Here is a 24,020-nt window from a genome sequence, read left to right on the forward strand (position 1 = left end):
GCAACCCGTCAAAGTATTACCCTAAACTTGATCGCCATAGAGGTCATAAGCATCCGCATCTGTAATTTTGACGGAAATGAGTTTTCCTAGGGGTTCCGAGTTTTCTTGAGGTCTGATATACACCACACCATCAACTTCTGGGGCAAATCGGGCAGAGCGACCGATTAAATCTTGGGTGTCTGGGAAACTTCCTTCCACCAGCACCTGGACAGTTTTGCCAATTTCAGCCTGATTTCGGCTTAGGGAAATGGGCTGTTGTCGCTCCATCAGTTGATTGCGTCGCTGTTCTTTGACCGGTTCCGGAACCGGGTTTTCAAAGCCAGAAGCGGGAGCTTCTTCTTCGGGAGAGAAGGCAAATACCCCTACATGATCGAATTGATGACGTTCTACAAAGTCACACAAGTGATCGAAGTGGGTTTGGGTTTCACCGGGAAACCCGACAATAAAGGTTGTTCGGAAGACTCCATTGGGAATCGCTTGTTTCAGGTTCTCGATGATTCGATCGTTGACCTGACCTTGCCAAGGGCGATTCATGGCCCGAAGAATATCTGGATGGGAGTGTTGCAGAGGTAAATCGAGATAGGGCAGGATATTTGGGGTTTCTTGGATGGCAGCAATTACCTCTGGGGTAAAGCCAGTGGGATAGGTATAGTGCATCCGAATCCAAGGAATATCTACCTGCCCAAGCGCTCTGAGTAATTGAGCCAGTTCTGGCTTTCCATAGAGGTCAGCTCCATAATTGGTGGTAATTTGGGAGATCAAGACGAGTTCTTGAACTCCTTCATCTGCTAACCTTTGGGCTTCAGCAACGATGGATTCGATGGGGCGCGATCGCTGCTTTCCACGCAGGTGGGGAATAATGCAAAACGCGCATTTATAATCGCATCCTTCGGCAATTCTCAGATAAGCAACCCCCTCTGTGGTTGTCCGATAACGGGGGGTTTGGTGATCGGCGATGTAGGTCGGGTTGCTGGAAACGGCGATCGGGCGATCGCCTTCTTGTACCCGTTCCATCACCTGGACGATGTTCTGATAATCTCCTGTTCCTACCACCGCTACCGCTTCCGGTAGGGCATCTAGGAGGTCTTGTTGATAGTGCTGGGCCATACAGCCCGTTATCACGATTTTTTTATCAGCCTCTGCTAGTTCGACGAGGGTTTGAACCGATTCTTGTCGAGACTGTTGGATAAAACTACAGGTGTTAACAATGACATAATCGGCTAACTCTTCGTTTGAATCAACGCCGTAGCCTGCTTCAACGAGCAAACCAAGCATATGTTCGGTGTCGATTCGGTTTTTTTCACAGCCCAAGTGGGCGATCGCAATGGTTGGCTTATTGCCCATGGAGTTCTTCAATCAGTGGATCGCAGGATGTCGATGAGCTTTACAAAGCTGAAATCGCTTTGCTGCCCTCTCTAACCAGTTGATAATGCACCGCTTTCGTGCCGTTCGATCCACTCAATAGGTAGTCCTCGGCAATTCACGGTGACTTTAACGATTATCCTAACGCAAATTTGAAGTTTTGCAACATTCCTACACATTTTTCTCCGATCTCGGTGGCTCTTTCTCCTCAATTTCATGGCTTCGGACTGCCCACCAGCCGATAAAATTAACGTAGGATAGAACGATTAGGACTCGGAGCAGCTCTAGCCCAATCCAGCCCATCCGCAGTCTACTCCATCCTGTCCTTCCCACCCCTGGGTCTACCTCTCACCCCTTCTGTTAAGCTTAATGCCAACACCTTTCATGTTGACTACTGAAGAATTTAGTGAACGATTTCCCCTATTCAATACCGCCAACCCGGAGACCCTCGATCGCCTATTGTCTATCGCCCAAGAACATGAATATCCAGCTCAACGCGCGGTGTTAATGGAAGACGCTTGGGGAAATGCGGTGTTTTTTATTGTATCCGGTTGGGTCAAAGTCCGCCGTCTGTCCGATCAGAATGATATGACGATCGCCGTTCTCGGCCCGGGTAACTTTTTTGGCGAAATGGCGATTTTAGATGAATCTCCGCGATCGACTGATGTCATTGCCCTCTCCCCCGTCACTCTAGTGAGCGTCTCTGCCCAGCGCTTTATTCAAGCTCTGTTTAATGATTCCCAGCTCCATCATCGCATGTTGCAATTGATGGTTCGCCGTCTGCGCCAAAATAATGTCCGCTTTCAACTGCGAAATCAGCCTCCAGCCGTTAAACTGGCTAATACTCTGGTTCGGTTAGCCGAAGACTATGGCATTGATGCTCAACAAGGAGTGGTCATTTTCAATGTTGGCTTTCAAGATTTAGCGGATGTCTCTGATATTGGCTTAGAAGAAACTCGGAAAATTATGGAAAAGTTGCAAGAAAAAAAATGGATCTCGATCGATCTCGACGAACATCGCTTGTTTTTAATTAACAAAAAACAACTCAAGCATTTAGCGGGAATGGGTTAATCTAGATCCTCCCCACTTGCCCGATTGATGTCTCTTCTTATCTGCTCTTAACGATCATGACTCAAGCTTCTATCCCCCAACCCACTGTCTCGGATACTGCTCAGGTGGCGATCGCCTATCAAGTCGCCATGCCCCAACCGAGTAATCACCTCTATGAAGTTACCCTACGCATTTCCGATTGGCAAGCTGGCTACCTTGACCTCCTCTTTCCCGTCTGGAGTCCGGGGTCTTACCTTGTCCGGGAATATGCGAAAAATCTCCAAGAATTTAAGGTTAATGACTCAGAAGGAAACCCTTTATTATATCACAAAAAAAGCAAAAGTCATTGGCACATTAATACGAAAAATAGTTCAGAAATCCTCGTTTTTTATCGCATCTATGCCAATGAACTCACCGTTCGCACCAGCCATTTAGATGCCTCCCATGGCTACTTTAACGGAACTTGCCTATTTTTCCAAGTTCTGGGGATGGAACAAAACCCCATTCAAGTAAAAATTATTCTTCCCGATCCCACTTGGAATATTAGCACCGCCCTGCCTAAAGTTCCAGGGAAAACTACCACCTTTGAAGCGAACACCTTCGATCATCTGGTAGATAGCCCCTTTGAAATTGGAACCCATGACATCTATTACTTTCAAACCCTAAACAAAAGCCATGAATTAGCCGTTTGGGGACAAGGAAATCTACCGGCTGAAAGAGCCATTAATGATATCGAAAAAATCATTCAAGTTGAATCCGAACTCTTTGGCGGACTGCCCTACGATCGCTACCTCTTCATCCTCCATCTCGCTCGCAGTCGGGGCGGACTCGAACACAAAGATTCTTGCTCTTTGATTTTTGATCGCTTCAGTTTTCGCGATCGGGAGAAATATGCCTCATTCATGCAACTGGTTGCCCATGAATTTTTCCACCTCTGGAACGTCAAACGCTTGCGCCCCATCGGCCTAGAAACCTATGACTACACCCAAGAAAATTACACCTCATCTCTTTGGTTTTGCGAAGGGGCAACCTCCTACTATGACATGATTATTCCCCTGCGAGCCGGAATTTATAATGCTCGCCATCTGTTGAACGAACTGAGCAAAGAAATCACCCGCTATCAAAATACCCCTGGGCGTTGGATTCAACCCCTGCATGAATCGAGTTTTGATGCTTGGATTAAGCTCTATCGCTCTGATGCCAATAGCCGCAATAATCAAATCTCTTACTACCTCAAGGGCGAGTTGGTGTCCTTCCTTCTCGATTTAATGATTCGTGCCCACCATCAAAACCGGCGATCGCTCGATGATGTGATGCTACAAATGTGGGAAAAATTTGGCAAAACCGAAACCGGCTATACCCCCGAACAACTGCAAACCACCATCGAAACCATTGCCCATATTCCCCTAGAAGACTTCTTCCATACCGCCCTAGACACCACCCAAGATCTAGAGTTTAATGCCTATCTCAAACCCTTTGGTTTGCAGCTCAAATCTGAGATTAAATCCCCCGATGTTCCCCACCTCGGCATCACTGTCAAATCAGAACAGGGCAAGAATAAGGTTAAATATGTGGAAAGTCATTCCCCTGCCTATAAAATCGGCATTGATGCTGGAGATGAACTCTTAGCCTTAGAGGGGTTGCGCGTCAGCGCCGAGGATTTGAGCGATCGCTTGAAAGACTACGATCCGGGAGATTCCATTACTCTCACCCTCTTCCATGGCGATCGACTCAAAACTCTAACGGTTACCCTAGCTGAACCTAAGCCTACATCCTATTACCTGAGTCCCTTGCCCAACCCCTCATCCCTGCAACTGAAAAACTTTGAAGGATGGCTAGGGGTGTCTTTGACAACCGTCTTTAGCAACGGGGGCAAAGAGTAAGGAGGCAATATAATATCAAATCCGGTTTCCGCAAGCGGACATGAAAATGGGTTAACAAGGGGGCAAGATGCCCGCAATCCTAAAACCTTTAATATTAAGGAGTGGGAGCGTCTGGCTCCCTAGCTCCTTATCTCCTACGCCCTACTCTTTCCCTACTCTATGCCAACATGGATTTACTGCGATCGCTTCCCATTGGTCTCTATCTCGAAAACCCGACTACCTGGTTACATCAGCTCGATCCCAGAGTCAAACTGATCTGGTTAATCAGTTTTCTGGCGATCCCCGTCCTCGCAAGTACCCCCTTCCGTCTGATCCTGGTGGGTTTTCTGATCGCCATTACCCTCACCACGACGATCCCCCTGCGGGTGCTAAAGCAACAATTGGGATGGTTGTTGATGCTGGGGAGTCTGATTGTTTTAATCACTATTGTTGCTCCCGATGGGTTAACCGTTGTCCATCAACCCCGGTTACCGGTTGTGGAGGATACTTTAGCGCAACCGACATCCTATCGCTATACCTTGCTCACTCTTAATCTGGGATTTAGTCAGTTAACGATCACTCGGTTATCTTTGGATCTGGGATTGCGCTTAGGTACTTTGATCTTTACTGTTATTTATAGCACGGGTCTTTTTTTGCTCACTACGGCCCCCGAAGAGGTGACGGCTGCCCTGGAAACCTGGATGTCTCCCTTGAAACGGTGGGGAGTTCCGGTAACGGAAATCACTCTAACTTTGACGCTCTCCCTACGGTTTATCGCTTTAGTCCTAGAAGAGGTGCAAAATTTAATTCGCTCTATTAATACCCGCGCTATTAATTGGAAGAAGTTGGGCTTAAAGCGATCGTCCCAAGTCTGGTTACTGGTGGTGGAGCGACTGCTGGAAAATTTGCTGCTCAGAGCGGCTCAAATTGCCAGCGCGATGGAGGTTAGAGGCTTTACCCAACCGAATCAGCATAAGGTGGAATGGTATCAGTTTCAATGGCGGCGATCGGATGGAGTGGCTTTGATCGCTTTAGTGGGGTTGTGGTGCGTTCGTGTAGTATGGGGGCAAATGAGTTAAGGAGTCATGTAATATCCAATCTGCTTGTTTCGGACTGCCTCCGACATGAACCTGTCCGCGAAGCGGAAATACCCTAATTAAAAACCTAAATTAAAAACCTAGGGAGCAAGATGCTCCCACTCCAGTAAGATCAACCGATTGAGGGAGTGCGGACAAGATGCCCGCAAGTTTAAACCATTTACCGGATTTGATCGAAGAACCGGGTTTTCTTCCATTCTCTCTTGCTAGCTTGCCTCTACACAAGTGGCCATCTTTTGGTAGAGTAAGGTAGACTTGCACAAAACAATAGATTATGGAATTTGAATACCCATCAAACTCCATAAGCGTTGAGTCACCCATGGAATCTTAAGCGGTTCGCAAGGGTAAGGTCGATTTTAGGTGAAACGGATTGAGGCAGTCATTATTGGGTCAAGTCGGACTTCTTCATTTCAGTTCCTGTTCCCAGGATGCCAAAAAATTCCTCTCCTGTTGTTCAATGCGAACAGTTTGAGCCGTTATCCCCAACTTTTTCATCCCAGTGTTAATGTGAATGTCTGGCGAAACTTATCTGAGTCATCCTACATTTGGTTTGTTGTTTAGGGTTTGCGTGATCGAGGATCGCAAAGAACTCTTTACTACCCTATATGCCCAACGGTTATTTTTTGTGGTCATTACTAGCCCCCAGGGACTTCAGTTTGAGTCGGTAACACGAGGAGAAGCTCGGATTATGTTAGAAAATCGCCTGCGATCGCTGCGGCGCGAAGGTAAGCTCTCCTTGTATGATGAGTTAATGGCGGTTCATAAGCGAACGTTCCAATGACTGATTTACAGAACTCCCTGGCGGATCGAATTAATCAAATTCGCTCAACGCTTCCTGATCGCGTGCATCTGATCGCGGTGAGCAAAATGGTCGAGAGCGATCGCATTCGGGAAGCTTACAAAGCAGGAATCCGGGATTTTGGCGAAAGTCGTATCCCAGAGAGTCTCGATAAGCAAGAAGAACTCAAGGACTTAACGGATATAACCTGGCACTTCATTGGCCATTTACAACGTAACAAGGCGAAAAAGGCGATCGCTAACTTTCAATGGATTCATTCGGTAGACTCTCTGAAACTAGCCCAACAGCTCAATGAGTTGGCCCAAAACTTAGAGACGAAGCCGAAAATCTGTCTCCAAGTCAAAATAGCCCCCGATCCGCAAAAATTTGGCTGGAGTGTGCCGGAACTGCTCAATGACTTACCGGTACTCGATCGCTGCGATCGCTTGGATATTCAAGGCTTGATGTGTATTCCGCCCTTGGGATTAAATCCAGACCAGACTTATGAAATTTTCCGACAAACCGCAGAATTAGCTGATAAAATTAAACAGCAAGATTGGTCAAATCTTCAAATGCACCACCTATCCATGGGTATGTCTGCGGATTATTCCCTGGCTATCCAAGCAGGAGCGACCCTGATCCGTCTGGGAACGACTCTCTTTGGGCAACGACCCTATCCCTAAACCCTATCCCTAAAAGGTCTCCCATTCTGTACCCGATAGATTAGGCCCCTCAAAACCCATTGTCAGTATTTCCTCATGAACAGTCCCCTAAGTGTTGAAAGTGCTATCGGCTCTCTGTTCGATGGGACTGCCGATAGGGGAATAGGGAGCGCAGCTCAGGGTTTAATGGTTCTCAGGCAGACTCTAGGGAGCGATCGCCCTCTGTGGAAAAGTCAGCCCCTTTTGTGGAAAGCTGTTGACTCTAGCGATCAATTTACAATTGATGCAAGAAAAAGGAAGCTTTCTTGCTAGACTGCATGGTGGGTCATTATGAAGATCTCAGTACCAGGCTAAGGAGGTTTGATAAACCATGAATGTATTTTCCAAACTTAGAGACTTTGTAGGTCTGAATGAGCCTGTATATGATTACGGGTATGATGATGAGTTAGATGCTCAAGAATATCAGAACATCTATAAAGAAGAGAATCCCCAACCCGAAGTCGAGGAAGTACCTCAACCGAGAAGACGGTTGCGGGAACGCCCAGAAATGGGCATCGATCCATCAACACCAGGAGCAGCACCGATGAACAATGTGATTGGGATGCCTGGAGCAGCCAATTCTATGTCCGAAGTGGTGGTTATGGAACCCCGCTCATTTGAAGAAATGCCCCAGGCGATCCAAGCTTTGCGGGAGCGAAAATCAGTGGTCTTGAATTTGACGATGATGGACCCGGATCAGGCCCAACGTGCCGTGGATTTCGTGGCTGGAGGAACCTATGCGATCGATGGTCACCAGGAACGAATTGGTGAGAGTATCTTCCTGTTCACACCGAGCTGTGTGAGTGTGAAAACTCAGATTGGTGGCAGTCAAAATAATCCCCAGTCTCAAGTCCGTCCGGTTCGTCCCACTGGATCTTCTCCTGCTCCAAGTTGGACGGAAAACCCCGCTCAAATGGCCTAGGAGTAAGAGTCCAAGGCTGTCTTTATGAGGTAGGTTGGGGGCAAGCATTCGTGCAGTAAACCTAAACCTACTCTTTTTCTTTTTTAAAAGGGAATAGGGAACAGGCAATCGGTCATAGGTGATTAGGAATTATGGTGCAACTGGGTATAATTGGCGGCGGGGTAATGGCAGAAGCGATTTTATCCCGGATTCTAGCGGAAAATATTTATTCTGGAAGTCAGGTACGGGTGAGCGAACCCAGGTCGGAGCGCCGTCAGGAGTTGGTGGATCGCTATGGTGTCGAGGTTACGGGGAATAACCGGGACGTAGCCGAAGCAACGGAGATGGTGTTGCTGGCGATTAAACCCCAAGTGTTTGGCAAAATTGCTACGGAGTTGTCCGGGGTGAGATTGCCGTTGCTGGTGTCGATTTTGGCTGGAGTTCCCATCAGTAAGCTGGAAGCAGGGTTTCCGGATCGGGGTGTCATTCGCGTCATGCCCAATGCTCCGGCAATCGTAGGCGCGGGAATGAGTGCGATCGCCTCCGGTTCCCATACGACTCCCGCTCAGTTAGAACAGGCCAAAACTCTATTATCGGCAGTGGGAGAGGTGGTGGAAGTGCCGGAAACCCTGATGGATGCAGTGACAGGAGTTTCCGGTTCCGGGCCGGCATTTGTGGCCTTGACGATTGAGGCCTTATCTGATGGTGGGGTAGCGGCAGGACTGCCGAGGGCGATCGCCACTCAACTAGCAGTACAAACAGTTTTGGGAACAGCACAGATGATCCAAGAAACCGGTTTACATCCCGGAGAACTCAAGGATAGAGTCACCAGTCCCGGAGGAACCACGATCGCCGGAGTGCGACAACTGGAATTAGGCGGCCTGCGATCGGCTTTAATGGAAGCCGTTTTAGCAGCCTACGAGCGTTCCCAAGACTTGGGACGGGGGTAATAGGTAATGGGTAATAGCAATACCTTAAGCGCTGCATGATGCCTGAAAGCTTTTCTGTGTAAGGCTTTCAGTAAAATAAGAAATGACAGACAAAAATTTTCTGCCATAACCCTTGACAAGCTTGTAGTATGTTTGTAGTATAGAAGATGTAGAGGGCAAGGAAGTTAGAGATACTTCTGAGAAGTATTTCACCCGAACCCTTACAGTTGAACCTCGAAAACTGAATAACCAGAACATTTCTTTAAGGGTTTGTTAATGACTGTTTAGGAGTCAAAAACAGTGTTCCTATTATATCAGCGACTGTCAAAAACAGTCAAGACCGATCCAGCAAACGAGTCAAACTCTCAGGATCGAGAACGCAAACCATCCGAGGGTTTGCCAAACAAAACTCAACTGACATCCATCTATTTTTTAGAACATCGATTTCTTTTGTAATGCTCCAAAGGAGGTATCAAGATGGTACATATTCGCTTTGAAGGACGCTCCTACGATGTGAACGAAACCCAACTAGAAATCAACGGTAGTATGAATGATACCGTCCTCAAAGGTCGAATTGCCCAGCATCTTGAAGTTGGAGTTCATCGCTTAAATGACTATGTTATTGATCGCCGCCCTAGTGGTGACATTATTATCCGTCCTGAAGCGGTTTATGGGTAAAATTCCCTCTCCCTTTCATGTCCGCTTTGCGGAAAATCCCTCTCCCACTGCTCTGCGGAGTGCGTAGCCTGTCCGCAGGACAAACGTCTCGCTCGGTACAGAAAAGTAGCGAGCAAGAGAGAAAGGTAGCGAGCAAGATGCTCGCACTCCACTTGAGGACGATCTACTCCCAAAAATAACCAGAGAGGTGAACCATGAAAGCACCAAACTGTAATCAAATTTGTCCTTGGGTTCGCAACACCCAAAACCTCGATCATTACATTTGCCTCAAGTGCGGTCAGGAGCGTTTTTTGAACGAAATCAAATCGAACCAACCCCCATTAGGGTTACTGGTTCTGATGTTAATGGCCATTATTTTCACGGTCTTTGTTCAAGACGGGGAAACCCCCGAACAACCCGCACCCCAACTGGACGCACTCAGCACCCCTTAACCTTCAACTATCGTAGTTGTCAAAAATCAGAAAAGTCCCCCTTTTTAAGGGAGATTTTCCGCAAGCGGACATGAAAGGGGGATCATACTGTACCGTATCCTAACGGGTTCAGCATACATAAATGGTGTCTCTTAAAAAGACGATGTGGGTTCGATTCCCACCATCCGCCCTTCATCTTGGCGGATGTGGCTCAATGGTAGAGCAACAACATATTGCTGAATTGACTTGTACGGTACAGCCTTAAGGAATAGATTCACACCGCGCCCTAACTCAAAAAGCTTACATATTAGCTCATTGGTAGAGCATTCGGCTGTTAACCGACTGGTAGCAGGTTCAAATCCTGTATATGTGTTCAAACACAATGCTTTTTTGACTTGCGCGGTGTGACCTTTATTCCTACCCCTTTTATCGGGTTACAAAATACAAACTTTACCGATTAGGCGTAGGGTGGGCACTGCCAGCCCTACCAAATACTTCTCTCATCGATCAATCTTTCAATCTAGCTTTTCTGACCGGTTGAATCAATCTTTCTGGGTTCTGTAATAAAGTCATTTCGCGCCCTAACTCATCAAGCTTACATACTCGCCAAATGGAAAAGGCACTTGATTTAGGCTCAAGCACATGCGGGTTCAAATCCCGTGTATGACCAACAGCTTTTTGGACTTGCGCGAAATGACCTTTTTTTCTTAACTCTATGATTGAATGAGAATCATGTCCCCAAAATAATTGTTAATTGTTAATTGTTAATTGTTAATTGTTAATTACAACCGCGCCCTAACCCCGATCGCCTACATACTTCTCCACCAAATGAATCGGTGCGTACTTGGAGTTGTACGCTGCAAGCCTGGGCCGATATTAGCAGGCATAAACGGCGATCGCCACTTGCGCGGTAAGCTTGCCCTCTCCCTAAATCCCTCTCCCACGGGAGAGGGACTTCTCTCCCCTTCTCCTGTGGGAGAAGGGGTTGGGGGATGAGGGCTTTATACGAATTCTCTATAAAAGTTTGTCTTATATCCCTAGGAGAGAAACATGGTAAATGTAAAAGATGCAGAGCAAGATCTGCGTTTGGAGATGCTCAACTCCTTGCTCACCACTCCCCACCGGAAATTGCAAGAAGTTGCCGAACTCCATGACCTTTTAGTACAACTTGACCCGATTTTTTACGGTCACTTGGCAGTATGGTATCAGCACAATGGGGATGTGCGCGACCATAAGGAAGTGTTTATGGGTTCTTTGCTCACTAGCCCACTTCCCGAACACCGTAGCGCTGGCTTTGTGATGTTGCAACAGTTCCCCCCTTACCAAGTGGCGAGGATTGTGGACTTTATGAAGCAATTTCAAAATAAAGTGCCTCGGTGTGCGCGGACGGCAGTGACTCGCTATCTGCGCAAGCGGGAAGGAAACCCGAAACAGTTCGATCGCGCCGCTCTGCGAGGTCGCAAAGCGATGAAGCATCTGTATGCTACATTGCACATCAAGCCCAATGAACGGGCGAATGCGGTGCTGTTTAAGGATAATCCCCCAGAGGATAGTTTGGCGTTTGCCCTCAAGCAAGTGGCAAAAGCGCCGACTCCCGCAGAGCAAGCGCAACTGATTGTCAAGCATGGTATTCCCTATACCATTGCCATTGGTGCGGTTAAACAAGTTACACCGACGGTGTTGGTGGCGCTGATTCATGCCATGTCGCCTCAAGAGGTGATTAATAACCTGAACTCCTTGAAACAACGGGGAGCGATGGAGCATCCGCAGGTGAAGGCGCTGATTGATGAGAAGCTCGAAGCGGCTCAAAAGGCGAATCGGGTTTCGGCACTGAAGGCGCAGGTGGCATCGAATGCGACAGAACTGGATGCGGAAACGGTGGCGAAATTGGAGGCGATCGCCAACACCCAAGTGAAAAAGCGGGGCAACATTGTTAAACCGACGGCTTTGCTGGTGGATAAATCTGGTTCTATGCATCGCGCGATCGAAGTCGGTAAGCAGCTTGCTGCCTTGATTTCCGGCATTACCACGGCTGATTTGTTTGTCTATGCTTTTGATACCATGCCCTATGAAGTCAAAGCGCAAGGCAAGGAACTCACGGACTGGGAAAAAGCCTTTAAGCACATTAACGCTGGGGGTGGAACCAGTATCGGCTGCGGTGTAGAAGCCATGCGGCGCAACCGTCAACGGGTAGAACAAATCATCCTGGTGACTGACGAAGGGGAAAATAGCCATCCTTATTTTGTGGATGCTTTAGACACCTATCGTCAAGCTCTAGAGATTCTCCCCAATGTAATCATTGTGCGCGTGAACTCTAACTATGATTTCGTAGAAGCGCAGTTAAAGAAAAAGCAGTTTCCCGTAGAAACCTTTACGTTTAAGGGGGACTACTACTCTCTACCCAACTTAGTGCCTCTATTGTCTCGTCCCTCTCGTTTGGAGCTGTTGATGGAAATCCTGGAAACCGCTCTACCGGTGCGTCAAGACTAACTTAAAACCTCCCTATTCACTGGGGAGGTTTTTTTATGGCATTGTGAGTTTTTGCAACATTTGCAGCTTGTTTGTTAGATCACCGTGATATAGTGGTGGCTGACGAATACGAGGCGGTATTGCAGGGTGAGCAGGCGATCACTTCTCAACTATTGCAATAGTTGAGTCAACCTTCCCCTTTAAACGCAGCACAAGTGTTGCAAGCTTCTTAAATATCGCCCTCTGCCCTTGGCTTAAGATAGATAAAAGACAGACAATAATGCCACAATGAACAATCCAATATCTGTCATCTTACAATATTTACGCCCCCATTTTAGCAAAATCATAGGCTTTATTGGATTTGTTTCTAGTATAGTTACCATCCTAAATGCAGGATCTATTGGTAGTGTAATATTGTTTCCTATAACCATTCCTCTATTTCTGTTCTTGCCTCTGATAATTATGGCTGGTATACCCATAGGATCATTCATAAACAATATTTTATTAAAACCCCAAGAAAAAAATCGCTATCCGAAGGACAGTCTTGAATATAAATATTATGAAAAATTTTATCATTTCAGACAAAGTTTTGCACCATCTATAAGATTAGTAGGTGCTGAAGATGATTTTTTTCCACCAGAAAATGTTCATATTATTCCTACCAATAAAAAATATAGGCTCCCTCCTAAATTATTACTTGAACGTAAAGAGATTGTATCTATTCTTGAACAAGAAGCTATCGAAAAAGGCAAATTATTTTATAACGGCCCACATACAAGGCTTTGCCAATTCCGTATTGAATTTAGAAAAAAATAAAGACCTTAAAACTTTAATGTCAAATCAAAACTGGGTTCCGAGTGGTAAAGCCTCTCTTATTCGTTCCCTTGAATTCCTTCAGTCTGTCCAGAAAAATAATGGATTATATTTTGAGCAGATGATTAAAATGCTTGCATCTGGAGAAACTACGGTTAATACTGAGCAACATAGGAGAAGAATGTGAAATCTTAAAAATATAAGGTTCTTTTGGATAAATTTGGAGGAGCAGAACCGCTCTAATTTTTGTCTAATTCCGGTTAAAATAAAACCCAGACCGATTAACACAGCATAACATAGCCTCTGAGGTAAACTATGAATGCACAATTGATGATCCAACCCTCCTCTTTTATTGATGCTGGTATTGAAATTAAGCCAGTTCGAGGGTTATTCTTATTTAAATTTAGTGAAGATCTGCAAGAGCGACTGGAGAGCCTGAACGAAAAACAGCGAGAGTCACAGTTACAGCAGTTTTCGCTGCTATGCGGTACATTTCGATCCCCCCAACCCCCCTTAAAAAGGGGGGCAGTAAAAGTCCCCCTTTTTAAGGGGGATTTAGGGGGATCTTTTCCGACTGTACCTCATTACCGCGCGAAGCGCTGTATCACCTGATGAAGCAGTAGAACTGACTTGAATTTTGGAACTCGACCGAATTTTCACGCTGCTTAATGCAAAAATTATTTCTGAGTCCGCATAAATAAAGAGGTAAAAGTTAATGCCCGATCTGAATGATTCATTATTGTCAAGAATTACGTTCGATCGCCAGATTTGTGCTGGCAAGCCAATTATTCGAGGAATGAGAATTTCCGTTGCCATGATTTTAGAGTTGTTGGCCAAAGGAGTATCAATGCCAGAGATTTTAGAGGATTATCCTGACCTGGAAATCGCTGATATTTATGCCGCTCTGTTCTATGCCTATCGTCTCGTCGATAGTGAAGAAATAGTTGAGCGATCTATGGCATCATAAAATCATGAAATTTTTGCTCGATGTCAATGTAAGTGGTTCGTTATCCGATTTTTTGATAGATCTCGAATATGATGTTGCTTGCGTCCGGGATGTCGATCGCAGTATGACTGATGGCGACATTTTGGCATGGGCGGTAAGGGAGCAACGTATTATCATCACCACAGATTCTGATTTTGAACAACTGATTTGGCTACAAGATCAACCCCATTGTGAGGTTTTGCGGTTGGAAAATCTCCCACGCTCAAAAAGGCTCTCTCTACTGCAAGATGTTTTAGCAGATTACGATCGAGAGTTAGAAGCAGGTTCAATTGTTATTGCCACTGAACAAAAAATCCGGATTCGTAGGAAATTAAGAGATATGAAACCCTAGGGTGGGCAATGCCAGCCCTGAAAATTGACTCCTGGCTTAAAATAAAACCCAAACCGATTGTTTTGAGAGCTTATGGCAACCATAACCTTAGAAGTTCCTGACGAACTCGTTCCCCATCTCAATGCTTTAGGCGATCGCCTTCCCACTGTACTACAACAATGCTTACAAGCCCCACTCCCTAACCACATCTATCACTATATCCTCAACTTCCTGGCTAGTCGTCCGACTCCCGAAGAAATTGCAGACTTCCGGCCGACTCCAGAAATGTGCGATCGCCTGCAAACCCTTCTCCAGCGCAGTAAAGCCGAAACCCTCACTCCAGAAGAACAAGCAGAATTAGACGAATACGAACGTATCGAACATCTGATCGTGATGCTCAAAGCAGGAAACTTCTCCCATCTGACTGCAAGCACATGAGTTATATCCCCACAGCATTACGTCGTCTGGTGACAGAGCGAGCTAACCATTGTTTAACCCATGGCTGCATCAATTGTCATTCTGACAAAAGACAAGGATAATTGAGGCGAACAGAGCTGGGGACGATCTCTGAGGTTCGTGGTAGGATTAGGAAAACAATAAAAAATCTCAATTCCCCTAAAGTATTGAAAAGTGTAACATGAAAGCAATTACAGCAAGCGGAAAAATTGATCAATCAGGTCAATTATCTTTAGATGACCCAATTCAAGAGACTCTACCGAAACGAGTGCGAGTCATTATTGTTTTTGAAGAAACTGAGGAAGAAGCCAATCAACTCTGGGGGGAAATTGGTGAATATCAAGCCATTCCGATAATCCCATCCCAACAATTACAACAAGAATTAAAGCAAGACTTGACAGAATCTGGTTACGATTCAAGAGAGAAAATCATCCAACTGGTTCAGGACGTTAAACAGGAAATTTATAAAGAGCGTCAAGATAAACTATTTTAGATAATATGAGTTTGATTCCTCAAATAATTTTCCTCGATACCAATGTTTATCTGATTGGAGCAACTGAACCCAAGAGTTCTGAAGGTATTATTCTTCGATGGTTAGGCTGGGAATCGAGAAATAGTAATTCGGTTACTGTAGTAATTTCTGAAGAATTAATTGAGCAAATTTCTAGAGTTGCAAAACGTTTAATAAATAAAGATTGGAGTGGGGAAATTATTGGACGGATTTGGCAAAATTTGAAAGTTTGTTATGTTCATATTAATGATACCGAGTATGCTGAGATTGAAGCGGTGGGAACGATCCCCCGTGAAGATATTGGAGTTTATTTAACAGCTAAATCTGGTCAATCTCAATGTTTTATATCTGCCAATCATAAACTGATTAAAGTATTGGCCCAAGAAACCGGAGAATTTGAATGTTTCATTCCATCTGAATTTGTGAATCAGTATCTGTCTAGGTTATGATCGATATGCAACATAGTGTATGGAAATCAACTATGCAAACCATCGACATTGGAACACTCATTATTAGGTCGCCAGAGATTTTGGGTGGTCGTCCTCATATTACAGGCACAAGAGTTTCAGTCCAACGTATCGCAGCTTGGTACAAAATGGGACTTAATGCCGAAGAAATTTCTGAGCGCATGGGCAATTTGAAACTTGCACAAGTTTATGCTGCTCTAACTTATTATCATGCTAATCAGTCAGAAATTGAAGAATACCTCATAGCTGAGAAATTGAATTACGAGCAGTTATCAGGAATGAGGCAACAGTCCCTATGAATTTAATCGTCTTTTCATAACAGTACAAAGTGGTGTCAACCTCGTCTGTTAGTCTGGGGCGGTTTAATCAGGGTTCGTTTAGAGTATTATCAGCATTTTCTCAGTATCTAGATCTAATCTATGTTGGTGGGGGCAAGTAACTGACAGAGATGAGAGGATGTTCATTCACAAATTAGGGCATAGATTTAGGTTTAAAGTTAACTCGCTACAGTTTCGCCTCACGTTTGGTTTGGCGATCGTCTCCGGAATTGGCTTAGGCTCGGTTGCCATTGCCACGGGATTAAAAATGCAGCAACAATTGGTCTTAACCCATAAACAAAATATCCGCTATATTGCTGAACGCTTGCCCAAAGATATCGAAATTTATAGTCAACGGTTTAGCCAGCGTGAAACCTTAGAAATGGTGATTGAGGATGTGAGCGCAGAAAAGATTTTTCTGTGGATTCAATCTCCAAATGGTGAAATTATGGCCCGATCGCCGAATCTGGAGCGATCGCAATATCCCCAAAACGCGGATCTGCTCAACATCAGCAATGCTCCCATTCAACCGGAAGTGTACCCCTATCAAGGGCGCTATTTCGTTCTCTGTGCCGGGCCGTTAAAAGTCAATGAGCAAACCCTTGGTAAACTCTATGTGGCTCAAGATATCACTTCAGAGCAACAAATGCTCCTGGAAATGCTCAGAAACTTGATTGGGGTGAGCGTGTTCGCGTTGCTCCTGATCGTGATGATGATGGCGATCTATATTCGGCGATCGCTGGCTCCAGTGCGTAAAATTAGTGAATATGCCGTAAAAATTTCCGCGCAAGACTTAGGAGAAGTCTCCCTCAGTTTAGATCCTGCCCCCTCCGAACTGCAAGAACTCTCTAAAACCTTAGATTTGATGCTCTCGCGCTTATCTGCATCTTGGGAAAATCAACGGCAATTTGTCAGCAATGTTTCCCATGAATTGCGGACTCCCTTAACCATCGTTCATGGCTATCTACAAAGCACCCTCAGACGGGGCAACAACCTCACCGAAGCCCAACGGGAAGCCCTAGAAACCGCAGCAGGAGAAGCCGATCGCACGATTCAACTCTTGCAAGACTTGCTCGAACTTGCCCGCGCTGATAATGGACAGATTCATTTTGAACTCGAAACCCTATCCCTAACCGACTTAGTTCTAGAAGTCGTCGATATGGCGCAACAGTATAGCAACCGTAGTATAGAACTGGATTTAGGGGATCGGCCAGTGGAGATAAAAGGCGATCGCAACCGCTTAAAGCAAGTGTTGCTCAACCTCATTGATAATGCCGTCAAATATTCCGATCCCGCTACCGTAATTACCGTGAAACTGGAAAAAGAGAGCGATCGAGTCTGCTTGCAAGTGTGCGATCGCGGTGAAGGCATCCCCCTAGCCCATCAAGCCAGAATCTTCGATCGCTTTTATCGCATTGACGATGCTCGCGCCCGCTCCACAGGCGGAACCGGGTTAGGGTTATCCATTGTCAAAACCCTGATCGAAGGCATGGGAGGGCGCGTCAGCGTGGTTTCCAAGTTAGGAGAAGGCAGTATCTTCACCATTAGTTTACCGAGCTGTAAAGTAATATCAAATCCGGTAAATGGGTATAACTAGCGGGCAAGATGCCCGCACTCCCAAAGCGGGCAAGATGCCCACACTCCCAAAGCGGGCAAGATGCCCGCACTCCCAAAACCTTTAATCTTACAGCGCAAAGCCCTGTAAGCATTGCACCACTAGCTCAATAGTGCGATTATCGGTTAACATCCAAGGATGAATAAGAACGGGCACGGTGATGTTTTTGCCCACGGGAATTTGAGAACTGTTAGCGGGCAAAATCATTAAGTCATTATTCGTCCAAATGGAGGTAAACTGAATCGAGTTCAAGCGATCGCCATCTCGGTTTAAATCTTGCAAAAACTCGCTATTGGGGCGCATTTGTACACAACCGGGGTTGTGGCGCAGATAGGCCATTAAACTGCCATGATGGGGAGAGGATAGGGTAATGAAGCGATCGCACCTCTCTAACCCTCCCAAGCGCTGCAAGTAGTACCGGCTAATGATTCCTCCCATGCTAAACGCCACAATATCGAAGCGTATATCTTGGCTAAAGGCTTGATCAACATACCCTTTAATCTGTTGAGCTAACCGATCCAAACCCACCGTACCATTATTGGGCACTAAATCCAGAGCGTAGGTGAACCATCCTTGATGCTCTAACACCGCAGCCATTTTCCTAAACACTGCTCCAGTGTCATCAATACCATGAATGAGTAAAACAGGATTGCGATCGCCCATGAAACTATCCTAGAGAGAGAAAAGGGAAGTCTTACTAAAAGTGTAACCTAGCTTCCATACCCGTGCAGTTATGCCATTCTAGGATAAGATCGGGAGGACGCGAGAATGAGCGATAATCCTCCTGTGGATGAGCAACTTTTGTTTATAGTCGATACTCCAATTGGCTTTCAAGTCCAAACAACAGTGAGTTACTGGGAATTGATTACTACGATTAAGCATCCGATTATGGAGGGAAGGTTAGAAGATGTGAAAGAAACATTAACTCATCCTAATATCATTCATTTGAGTAAGAGTGATTCCCAAGTTTATTTATTTTATAGAGCCGATGGGGATAGAAGATGGGTCTGTGCAGTCACCAAACGATTAAATGGTAATGGATTTTTGATTACGGCTTATCGTACTAGTGCAATCAAAGAAGGAGAAAAGATATGGCCAAAATAAAAGTTTTTCATGACACCATTGGCAATACTTTGGTGGTTTGGTTCGATGAGCCAAAAGATGAATATGAAGTAGAAGAAACTGGAGATGAAGTTATTTTGATGAAGAATCGAGAAGGTCGAGTAATTGGATTTGAAAAGTTGAATTTTGTTAGAGGTGATACTGATAGAACTCAGGTTGACTTTGAGGCAATTACGGTTAATTAGATAGTGGTTTGCCGCAAGGTAATCGGAAATGTAACTGCATAACAGAGTAAACGACTGATATCCAGTCCGGTTTCCGCAAGCGGACATGAAAATGGGTTAAGAATCGGGCAAGATGCCCGCACGCCTCTAAATTTTTAATGATGAGGAGTGTTACTAAAAGTGTAACCTGGGTTACTCCCCCTTGCAGTTATGCCATTCTAGGACATGGGGACGCACAGATGCGGGGATACCGAGACGCGGAGACGCGAAGATGGGCCTATTCCCTATTCCCTATTCCCTATTCCCTATTCCCTAACGCGAAGCGCTCTATTATGACTAAACTCACCTATTTTCTCCCCCTATCCTTACTCCTCACCGGGTGTCTCAACAGCACTGCAAACATCTCCATTGTTCCTCCTACCTCCCCCAATCCCATGATCCAAGCGGCTAACCCCATGCAACCCCCCGCCGATTCGCCTGCTAACGGTCTCTGGGTGACCTCAGAAGAGGGTCAAACCCAGGTTTTCCCCTTAAAAAACACTTCGGTCAATGCCACGGTTTCCGGCAATGTTTCCCAGGTGGAAGTAACCCAAACCTTTGAAAATCCCTTTGAAGATCCCCTAGAAGCGGTGTATGTATTTCCGCTCCCGGATGAGGCGGCGGTGTATGATATGGAAATTAAATTGGGCGATCGCATTATCAAGGGTAGCATTAAGAAGCGGGAAGAAGCCCAACAAATCTACGAACAAGCGAGAGCAGAAGGACGCACTGCGGGACTTTTAGAGCAAGAGAGAGCCAATATTTTCACCCAATCTTTAGCCAATATCCGACCAGGGGAAAAAATCGAGGTCACTATTCGCTACACGGACTCCCTCACGTTTGAAGGGGGAAATTATGAGTTTGTCTTTCCCATGGTAGTAGGGCCGCGCTATATTCCCGGTAACTCGATTCAGGGAACAGAAGATACGGATCAAGTGCCCGATGCTTCTCGAATTACACCTCCGGTACTGAAACCAGGGAGGCGATCGGGTCATGATATCCAAGTTTCCGTTAACATTGATGCTGGCGTTCCCATTAGCAATATTAGCTCGACTTCCCATAAAATCTTAGTGCGAACACAGCGCAATATCACCGAAATTCAACTCTCGCCAGAAGACCAAATTCCCAACAAAGATTTAGTGTTGCGCTATCAAGTTTCCGGACGAGAAACCCAAGCCACTCTCCTGACGCAAAAAGATCGAAACGGGGGACATTTCGCCGCCTATTTAATTCCCGCTTTAGACTATCAACCCAGAGAAATTATCCCCAAAGATGTGGTGTTTCTGATGGATACTTCCGGTTCTCAGTCGGGCGCACCCATTGCCCAATCTCAAGCCTTAATGCGAGAATTTATTCAGGGTTTAAATCCCAATGATACGTTTACAATTATCGATTTTTCTAATACAGCTCGCCAGTTGTCTGCTTCTCCGCTCACCAATACCCCACAAAACCGCCAAAAGGCACTCTCATATATTAACCAACTGAACGCCGAAGGGGGAACGGAGTTAATGAATGGCATCAACGCGGTGATGAACTTTCCCCCACCTCCGGAAGGAAGATTGCGGAGTGTCGTCTTACTCACCGATGGCTATATTGGCAATGACCAGGAAATTATTGCCGCAGTGCAACAGAATCTAAAACGGGGAAATCGCTTGTATAGCTTTGGTGTCGGCAGTTCTACCAATCGATTTTTGTTGGATAGACTGGCAGAAGTGGGCCGAGGAACCGTGCAAGTGGTACGCCAGGATGAGAATATCGATCCAGTGGTGAAGAAGTTTTTCAGCCAAATTAATAACCCAGTCTTGAGTAATATTGAGGTAACCTGGAGCGGTGCAGGAGAGGCTCCAGAAATTTACCCCCTCGCGCCCCCGGATCTGTTTGCCAGTCAGCCGTTGGTGCTGTTCGGACGCAAGGCAGATGCCCAACCAGGGACGTTAAGCATCCGGGGGGTTTCGGCAGGGGGAAAACGCTATGAACAGGTGTTCTCGGTCAATTTTCGGGGAGATAGTGAGGCAATTTCCCAGCTCTGGGGTAGAGCGAAAATTAAGGATCTGATGACGGGGATGTACGGCGGCGAAACTAAGTCCGGAGTGGATGCAGTGACGCAGACTGCTTTAGATTATCGCCTGTTGTCTGAATATACGGCATTTGTGGCCGTGAGTGAGGAGGTGCGCGTTAACCCGGATGGCGAACGGGTGCGGGTAGAAGTGCCCGTAGAATTACCGGATGGGGTGAGTTATGAGGGTGTTTTTGGCGCACCAGAGGAAGATCAAAGTATTTACCAAAGTTCTGGAACCAGAGGAGGCGCACCCAGGGGAGCATCCCGCTCTGCCTCTCCTTTAAGGATGTCGGCTCCCCTACCTGCTGCTGCTCCACCCCCTCCTGCTCCGCAAATGGATGCCATGGAAATGGAGGAAATGGAATTGACAGAGGAAAGTAAGGTAGAAAATATACCCAACCGCATCGAAGTGGTGAAAGCTGAGGGATTAAGTGAAGGGGCGATCGCCGCTTTAACCCAATATATCCAGTCTATCTCCCTTCCTGACGAGGTTTCCGGGGATCTGACCTTAGAAGTCTGGACGAATAATGGGCGCGTCCGTCGGGTGCTTCTAGATGAGGAGAATTCGACGATAGAAGACGAAGACGTTATTCGAGCGGTGCGATCGGTTTTACTCGGCTGGCCCGTTCCCAGTTCCGTTCAGGGTACAGTCTCCTTAACCTTGCGGGTTAACGGGAATTAACAGACTTAGGGACAGGGAAACCTGTCTCTAATTAGTCTTGATCGAGAAATTTGTCCCACCAACTTTTGAGAGGATGATTTTCAGCAGGAGTATATCGACCTTGTACCTGAATATTGCGAAGCGTTTCTTGCACCTGTAGTAGCTGAATGGCTTCTGTTTTTGCCCAATACTGGATAATTTCCAATGTGGAAAATACTTGTAGAGAAGGGGATTCCTGTGTAAAAAATTTAATCACTTTGCGGTCATCTGTGGCGATTGCCCATCTTCGCTCAACGGCGATCGCCCCAGTTGCTGCTTCTCCATCTCCTAACCGAGCGGCGGCATAGTTGACGAAATTTTCAGCTTCGGCATCAAAGGCAAAATCTACAACGATCAAAAGATTTTCGGCGATCGCTTCTTCAATTTCTGTGATATCGATCTGGGTTAATTCTTGTTTAACTTCCTCCACAATCGCCACTTGAGCCGGAATCACTTTTAAGATCTCTAAACATTGACCCGATGCCTTAAAATTCAACAGACAGCAGGTATCGAGAAGTAGATGGGAAGATTGAATATTCATAACTGAATCTTTATCTCCCCCTATTGATGTTCCACATCTGCCACCTCCCGCAGATTAACCCGATCTTCATCTAAGATTCCACTCGAATACTCTCGTAATTGTTCCGCAATGTAACGTGCTTCTAGACGGTTCACTCCTAAAAATTTTGCAAATTGTCCTTCAGTAATTAACGCTCGATCTAAAGCTTCAATTGCCAAATGCTGATAGTGAACAGGAGTCATATCGGAGAGCTGAGGAATATCCTGTAAATTTAACTGTTGTTGAACCGATCTAACTTTGAGACCTCTTGAGTGTAAATTATCCCAAGTTCCTGTCGGAATACATTTCATCTCCTCAAGTCTAAACGCCAGCGCTTGCACAGAGACACCATAATAATGAGCTAGAGTAAATAGATCAATTTGTGTAAATTTTCCCTTATTGGAACCACTACGATCCCTAAATTGTTTCAGTAAACTACTTGTTGGCATGAGAAAATATTTAGCAAATGCTTCTGCTAATTTTTCACTATCTGGCATTCTCTGATATTGGTCATCAAAATCCACAACGGCCTTATATCGATGAGCCAAAAAGTGCAGATAACCATGGGCTAATGACCATCTTCTGCGCTCTTCTGGGTGATTGGAATTAATGCCTAAACAGCCTCCTAATTCTGGGTTATAACTATAAATTTCTGAGAATTTGGGGGGCATGGGCAGGTAAAAAATCCGCAATCCCACATTGGCTTCTAAGGTATCTCGTAATTGCTGAATGGGATGATCGCCAAGTCCAAGGCGCTGCCGCTCTTGAGTAGCGATCGCTTCTGCTAACGGTTCTATGGGCATTTCCTCAACGTCATATTCAGCAGGATAATTTTGCGGCAAGGGAGAACCCATCAATTGTTCTAATTCTAAGTAGTTTTCACACAACTGCTGGAGACGCAAAACCACAGGCTCAATAGCAGCTTGTTCTTCCTGGGTACGGCGATAGAGTGCCCGGAATTGTACCTCCAGAGGTTCGACAACAGGGCGTGGACGCACAAAATCACTCACTGAACGCCCATAGGTACGAGCAAGTGTAATCAATTCAGCCGGTTTTAAGCGCCGAGTACCATTTTCGATCGCCACTAGGGTAGTGCGGGAAACCTCAAGCTCTTGAGCAGCATCCGCTTGAGTCATGCCTCGTTGTTCTCGCGCTTGTTTGAGAGATTTTCCTAATTGTTGGCGATCTATTGTATCTAGGATGTTCGCAGCCATAATGCCCTCTCATTGACCATTGTTGAATTCTCAAAACATCATGTCCGCGATCGCCCTTGGGATGCTTTAGACTGGGCTTGGCGATCGCTCAAAAACTGACACAAAGATGGGAGAAAAATGGCTTTAGCCTTGTTCCCATTGACAAACTTCCTCAACAGACAGTCCCAAGGCTTCAGCCACTTGTTCCCTACTCATACCCATACTCAACAATCGAGGAATAGCTGCTTTCTGGGCCTGTTCGGCAGCATTAGCTCGTTGTTCAGCGTTGTTAGCTCGTTGATTAGCCATCTCCGCCACTTCCTCTGGCGTGGGTATCCAATTGCCCTGGGCATCATACCAGCGTAACCATTGTCGCTTTAATCCATGGTATTTCCCGAACCATAATCCCAGTCCTAATTCTAATTCTGGAAACCAGAATCTCGATTCAGTCA

The 24,020-nt window shown here is 45.9% G+C and carries 26 protein-coding genes, 3 tRNA genes and 1 pseudogene; 25 read left to right on the forward strand and 5 right to left on the reverse strand.

The genetic code is table 11. The features are described 5' to 3' along the window. Positions 1 to 21: 21 nt before the first annotated feature. Positions 22 to 1,344 carry a 30S ribosomal protein S12 methylthiotransferase RimO gene (rimO, locus tag PJF56_RS15995; protein ID WP_283763694.1) on the reverse strand — a complete coding sequence of 441 codons (1,323 nt, stop codon included), beginning with the start codon at positions 1,342 to 1,344 and terminating at the stop codon, positions 22 to 24. Positions 1,345 to 1,749: 405 nt separating this feature from the next. On the opposite strand from rimO, the gene PJF56_RS16000 reads away from it, so the two are divergent. The 22 genes from PJF56_RS16000 (at position 1,750) to PJF56_RS16105 (ending at position 17,714) form a co-directional block, all read left to right on the forward strand. Next, complete coding sequence (locus PJF56_RS16000; RefSeq protein ID WP_347179563.1) at positions 1,750 to 2,433, forward strand: Crp/Fnr family transcriptional regulator; 684 nt, start codon at positions 1,750 to 1,752, stop codon at positions 2,431 to 2,433. 56 nt (positions 2,434 to 2,489) lie between these two features. After that, on the forward strand, positions 2,490 to 4,295 hold the full coding sequence (locus PJF56_RS16005; RefSeq protein WP_283763696.1) for a M61 family metallopeptidase: 1,806 nt from the start codon (positions 2,490 to 2,492) through the stop codon (positions 4,293 to 4,295). A 167-nt stretch (positions 4,296 to 4,462) separates the two neighbouring features. After that, positions 4,463 to 5,353, forward strand: coding sequence for an energy-coupling factor transporter transmembrane component T family protein (locus PJF56_RS16010; RefSeq protein WP_347179564.1), 891 nt, complete (start codon positions 4,463 to 4,465; stop codon positions 5,351 to 5,353). 529 nt (positions 5,354 to 5,882) lie between these two features. Beyond that, entirely contained in the window at positions 5,883 to 6,152 is a 270-nt protein-coding gene (gene pipX / locus PJF56_RS16015; RefSeq protein ID WP_283763698.1) for a transcriptional coactivator PipX, read from the forward strand. After that, the gene (locus PJF56_RS16020) at positions 6,149 to 6,832 is read left to right on the forward strand and encodes a YggS family pyridoxal phosphate-dependent enzyme (protein WP_283763699.1); all 684 of its coding nucleotides are present in this window, start codon (positions 6,149 to 6,151) and stop codon (positions 6,830 to 6,832) included. The genes pipX and PJF56_RS16020 overlap by 4 nt, the downstream gene beginning before the upstream one ends. Positions 6,833 to 7,181: 349 nt before the next feature. Further along, positions 7,182 to 7,772: a cell division protein SepF gene (locus tag PJF56_RS16025; protein WP_283763700.1), complete on the forward strand. Its 591-nt coding sequence runs from the start codon at positions 7,182 to 7,184 to the stop codon at positions 7,770 to 7,772. Positions 7,773 to 7,900: 128 nt separating this feature from the next. Next, positions 7,901 to 8,701: a pyrroline-5-carboxylate reductase gene (gene proC / locus PJF56_RS16030; RefSeq protein ID WP_347179565.1), complete on the forward strand. Its 801-nt coding sequence runs from the start codon at positions 7,901 to 7,903 to the stop codon at positions 8,699 to 8,701. 456 nt (positions 8,702 to 9,157) lie between these two features. Further along, positions 9,158 to 9,358 carry a hypothetical protein gene (locus PJF56_RS16035; RefSeq protein ID WP_283763702.1) on the forward strand — a complete coding sequence of 67 codons (201 nt, stop codon included), beginning with the start codon at positions 9,158 to 9,160 and terminating at the stop codon, positions 9,356 to 9,358. A 194-nt stretch (positions 9,359 to 9,552) separates the two neighbouring features. Next, a complete protein-coding gene (locus PJF56_RS16040) occupies positions 9,553 to 9,789 on the forward strand; it encodes a hypothetical protein (protein ID WP_283763703.1) in 237 nt (78 codons plus the stop codon). Between the two features lie 64 nt (positions 9,790 to 9,853). Next, a tRNA-Leu gene (locus tag PJF56_RS16045) sits at positions 9,854 to 9,958 on the forward strand. A gap of 111 nt (positions 9,959 to 10,069) precedes the next feature. After that, positions 10,070 to 10,141, forward strand: a tRNA-Asn gene (locus PJF56_RS16050). 225 nt (positions 10,142 to 10,366) lie between these two features. Beyond that, positions 10,367 to 10,438: transfer RNA gene (locus PJF56_RS16055), tRNA-Leu, on the forward strand. Positions 10,439 to 10,596: 158 nt separating this feature from the next. Continuing rightward, entirely contained in the window at positions 10,597 to 10,764 is a 168-nt protein-coding gene (locus tag PJF56_RS16060; protein ID WP_283763704.1) for a hypothetical protein, read from the forward strand. A 54-nt stretch (positions 10,765 to 10,818) separates the two neighbouring features. Then, complete coding sequence (locus tag PJF56_RS16065) at positions 10,819 to 12,258, forward strand: vWA domain-containing protein (RefSeq protein ID WP_283763705.1); 1,440 nt, start codon at positions 10,819 to 10,821, stop codon at positions 12,256 to 12,258. 267 nt (positions 12,259 to 12,525) lie between these two features. Further along, positions 12,526 to 13,053: a hypothetical protein gene (locus PJF56_RS16070; RefSeq protein ID WP_283763706.1), complete on the forward strand. Its 528-nt coding sequence runs from the start codon at positions 12,526 to 12,528 to the stop codon at positions 13,051 to 13,053. A 712-nt stretch (positions 13,054 to 13,765) separates the two neighbouring features. After that, positions 13,766 to 14,017, forward strand: a complete 252-nt coding sequence (locus PJF56_RS16075; RefSeq protein WP_283763707.1) for a DUF433 domain-containing protein — start codon at positions 13,766 to 13,768, stop codon at positions 14,015 to 14,017. Positions 14,018 to 14,021: 4 nt separating this feature from the next. Further along, a complete protein-coding gene (locus PJF56_RS16080) occupies positions 14,022 to 14,387 on the forward strand; it encodes a DUF5615 family PIN-like protein (RefSeq protein WP_283763708.1) in 366 nt (121 codons plus the stop codon). Between the two features lie 72 nt (positions 14,388 to 14,459). Further along, on the forward strand, positions 14,460 to 14,804 hold the full coding sequence (locus tag PJF56_RS16085) for a hypothetical protein (protein WP_283763709.1): 345 nt from the start codon (positions 14,460 to 14,462) through the stop codon (positions 14,802 to 14,804). Positions 14,805 to 15,003: 199 nt separating this feature from the next. Beyond that, positions 15,004 to 15,315 carry a hypothetical protein gene (locus PJF56_RS16090; RefSeq protein ID WP_283763710.1) on the forward strand — a complete coding sequence of 104 codons (312 nt, stop codon included), beginning with the start codon at positions 15,004 to 15,006 and terminating at the stop codon, positions 15,313 to 15,315. Between the two features lie 5 nt (positions 15,316 to 15,320). Then, complete coding sequence (locus PJF56_RS16095) at positions 15,321 to 15,782, forward strand: PIN domain-containing protein (RefSeq protein WP_283763711.1); 462 nt, start codon at positions 15,321 to 15,323, stop codon at positions 15,780 to 15,782. Between the two features lie 32 nt (positions 15,783 to 15,814). Continuing rightward, a complete protein-coding gene (locus tag PJF56_RS16100) occupies positions 15,815 to 16,099 on the forward strand; it encodes a DUF433 domain-containing protein (protein WP_283763712.1) in 285 nt (94 codons plus the stop codon). Positions 16,100 to 16,256: 157 nt separating this feature from the next. Continuing rightward, on the forward strand, positions 16,257 to 17,714 hold the full coding sequence (locus tag PJF56_RS16105) for a sensor histidine kinase (RefSeq protein ID WP_283763713.1): 1,458 nt from the start codon (positions 16,257 to 16,259) through the stop codon (positions 17,712 to 17,714). Between the two features lie 87 nt (positions 17,715 to 17,801). Here PJF56_RS16105 and PJF56_RS16110 read toward each other — a convergent pair whose 3' ends face one another. Further along, complete coding sequence (locus PJF56_RS16110) at positions 17,802 to 18,395, reverse strand: esterase/lipase family protein (protein ID WP_283763714.1); 594 nt, start codon at positions 18,393 to 18,395, stop codon at positions 17,802 to 17,804. Positions 18,396 to 18,500: 105 nt separating this feature from the next. Between PJF56_RS16110 and PJF56_RS16115 the strand changes: the two genes are divergently transcribed. The 3 genes from PJF56_RS16115 to PJF56_RS16125 all read left to right on the forward strand — a co-directional run bounded on the left by PJF56_RS16115 (position 18,501) and on the right by PJF56_RS16125 (position 21,798). Beyond that, on the forward strand, positions 18,501 to 18,836 hold the full coding sequence (locus PJF56_RS16115) for a hypothetical protein (protein WP_283763715.1): 336 nt from the start codon (positions 18,501 to 18,503) through the stop codon (positions 18,834 to 18,836). Then, positions 18,824 to 19,039 carry a DUF2283 domain-containing protein gene (locus PJF56_RS16120; RefSeq protein ID WP_283763716.1) on the forward strand — a complete coding sequence of 72 codons (216 nt, stop codon included), beginning with the start codon at positions 18,824 to 18,826 and terminating at the stop codon, positions 19,037 to 19,039. The genes PJF56_RS16115 and PJF56_RS16120 overlap by 13 nt, the downstream gene beginning before the upstream one ends. Positions 19,040 to 19,350: 311 nt before the next feature. Next, positions 19,351 to 21,798, forward strand: coding sequence for a VIT domain-containing protein (locus tag PJF56_RS16125; RefSeq protein WP_283763717.1), 2,448 nt, complete (start codon positions 19,351 to 19,353; stop codon positions 21,796 to 21,798). Between the two features lie 31 nt (positions 21,799 to 21,829). On the opposite strand, the gene PJF56_RS16130 is transcribed toward PJF56_RS16125, so the two are convergent. From PJF56_RS16130 to PJF56_RS16140, 3 genes and pseudogenes are all read right to left on the reverse strand, one after another. Next, positions 21,830 to 22,357, reverse strand: a complete 528-nt coding sequence (locus tag PJF56_RS16130; protein WP_283763718.1) for a PIN domain-containing protein — start codon at positions 22,355 to 22,357, stop codon at positions 21,830 to 21,832. A 20-nt stretch (positions 22,358 to 22,377) separates the two neighbouring features. Further along, positions 22,378 to 23,589 carry an ImmA/IrrE family metallo-endopeptidase gene (locus tag PJF56_RS16135; protein WP_283763719.1) on the reverse strand — a complete coding sequence of 404 codons (1,212 nt, stop codon included), beginning with the start codon at positions 23,587 to 23,589 and terminating at the stop codon, positions 22,378 to 22,380. Between the two features lie 123 nt (positions 23,590 to 23,712). Beyond that, positions 23,713 to 24,020 (reverse strand): annotated as a pseudogene (locus tag PJF56_RS16140) (hypothetical protein); the annotation flags it as partial.

The organism is Roseofilum halophilum BLCC-M91 (assembly GCF_030068445.1).
Classification (GTDB): domain Bacteria; phylum Cyanobacteriota; class Cyanobacteriia; order Cyanobacteriales; family Desertifilaceae; genus Roseofilum; species Roseofilum halophilum.

Bases quoted from the DNA above. Each gene is read 5' to 3' on its own strand.
- rimO (WP_283763694.1), bottom strand. From the start codon at position 1,344: ATGGGCAATAAGCCAACCATTGCGATCGCCCACTTGGGCTGTGAAAAA.
- PJF56_RS16005 (WP_283763696.1), top strand. From the start codon at position 2,490: ATGACTCAAGCTTCTATCCCCCAACCCACTGTCTCGGATACTGCTCAG.
- PJF56_RS16010 (WP_347179564.1), top strand. From the start codon at position 4,463: ATGGATTTACTGCGATCGCTTCCCATTGGTCTCTATCTCGAAAACCCG.
- pipX (WP_283763698.1), top strand. From the start codon at position 5,883: ATGTCTGGCGAAACTTATCTGAGTCATCCTACATTTGGTTTGTTGTTT.
- PJF56_RS16020 (WP_283763699.1), top strand. From the start codon at position 6,149: ATGACTGATTTACAGAACTCCCTGGCGGATCGAATTAATCAAATTCGC.
- PJF56_RS16025 (WP_283763700.1), top strand. From the start codon at position 7,182: ATGAATGTATTTTCCAAACTTAGAGACTTTGTAGGTCTGAATGAGCCT.
- PJF56_RS16035 (WP_283763702.1), top strand. From the start codon at position 9,158: ATGGTACATATTCGCTTTGAAGGACGCTCCTACGATGTGAACGAAACC.
- PJF56_RS16040 (WP_283763703.1), top strand. From the start codon at position 9,553: ATGAAAGCACCAAACTGTAATCAAATTTGTCCTTGGGTTCGCAACACC.
- PJF56_RS16060 (WP_283763704.1), top strand. From the start codon at position 10,597: ATGAATCGGTGCGTACTTGGAGTTGTACGCTGCAAGCCTGGGCCGATA.
- PJF56_RS16065 (WP_283763705.1), top strand. From the start codon at position 10,819: ATGGTAAATGTAAAAGATGCAGAGCAAGATCTGCGTTTGGAGATGCTC.
- PJF56_RS16070 (WP_283763706.1), top strand. From the start codon at position 12,526: ATGAACAATCCAATATCTGTCATCTTACAATATTTACGCCCCCATTTT.
- PJF56_RS16075 (WP_283763707.1), top strand. From the start codon at position 13,766: ATGCCCGATCTGAATGATTCATTATTGTCAAGAATTACGTTCGATCGC.
- PJF56_RS16080 (WP_283763708.1), top strand. From the start codon at position 14,022: ATGAAATTTTTGCTCGATGTCAATGTAAGTGGTTCGTTATCCGATTTT.
- PJF56_RS16085 (WP_283763709.1), top strand. From the start codon at position 14,460: ATGGCAACCATAACCTTAGAAGTTCCTGACGAACTCGTTCCCCATCTC.
- PJF56_RS16090 (WP_283763710.1), top strand. From the start codon at position 15,004: ATGAAAGCAATTACAGCAAGCGGAAAAATTGATCAATCAGGTCAATTA.
- PJF56_RS16095 (WP_283763711.1), top strand. From the start codon at position 15,321: ATGAGTTTGATTCCTCAAATAATTTTCCTCGATACCAATGTTTATCTG.
- PJF56_RS16100 (WP_283763712.1), top strand. From the start codon at position 15,815: ATGCAAACCATCGACATTGGAACACTCATTATTAGGTCGCCAGAGATT.
- PJF56_RS16105 (WP_283763713.1), top strand. From the start codon at position 16,257: ATGTTCATTCACAAATTAGGGCATAGATTTAGGTTTAAAGTTAACTCG.
- PJF56_RS16110 (WP_283763714.1), bottom strand. From the start codon at position 18,395: ATGGGCGATCGCAATCCTGTTTTACTCATTCATGGTATTGATGACACT.
- PJF56_RS16115 (WP_283763715.1), top strand. From the start codon at position 18,501: ATGAGCGATAATCCTCCTGTGGATGAGCAACTTTTGTTTATAGTCGAT.
- PJF56_RS16120 (WP_283763716.1), top strand. From the start codon at position 18,824: ATGGCCAAAATAAAAGTTTTTCATGACACCATTGGCAATACTTTGGTG.
- PJF56_RS16125 (WP_283763717.1), top strand. From the start codon at position 19,351: ATGACTAAACTCACCTATTTTCTCCCCCTATCCTTACTCCTCACCGGG.
- PJF56_RS16130 (WP_283763718.1), bottom strand. From the start codon at position 22,357: ATGAATATTCAATCTTCCCATCTACTTCTCGATACCTGCTGTCTGTTG.
- PJF56_RS16135 (WP_283763719.1), bottom strand. From the start codon at position 23,589: ATGGCTGCGAACATCCTAGATACAATAGATCGCCAACAATTAGGAAAA.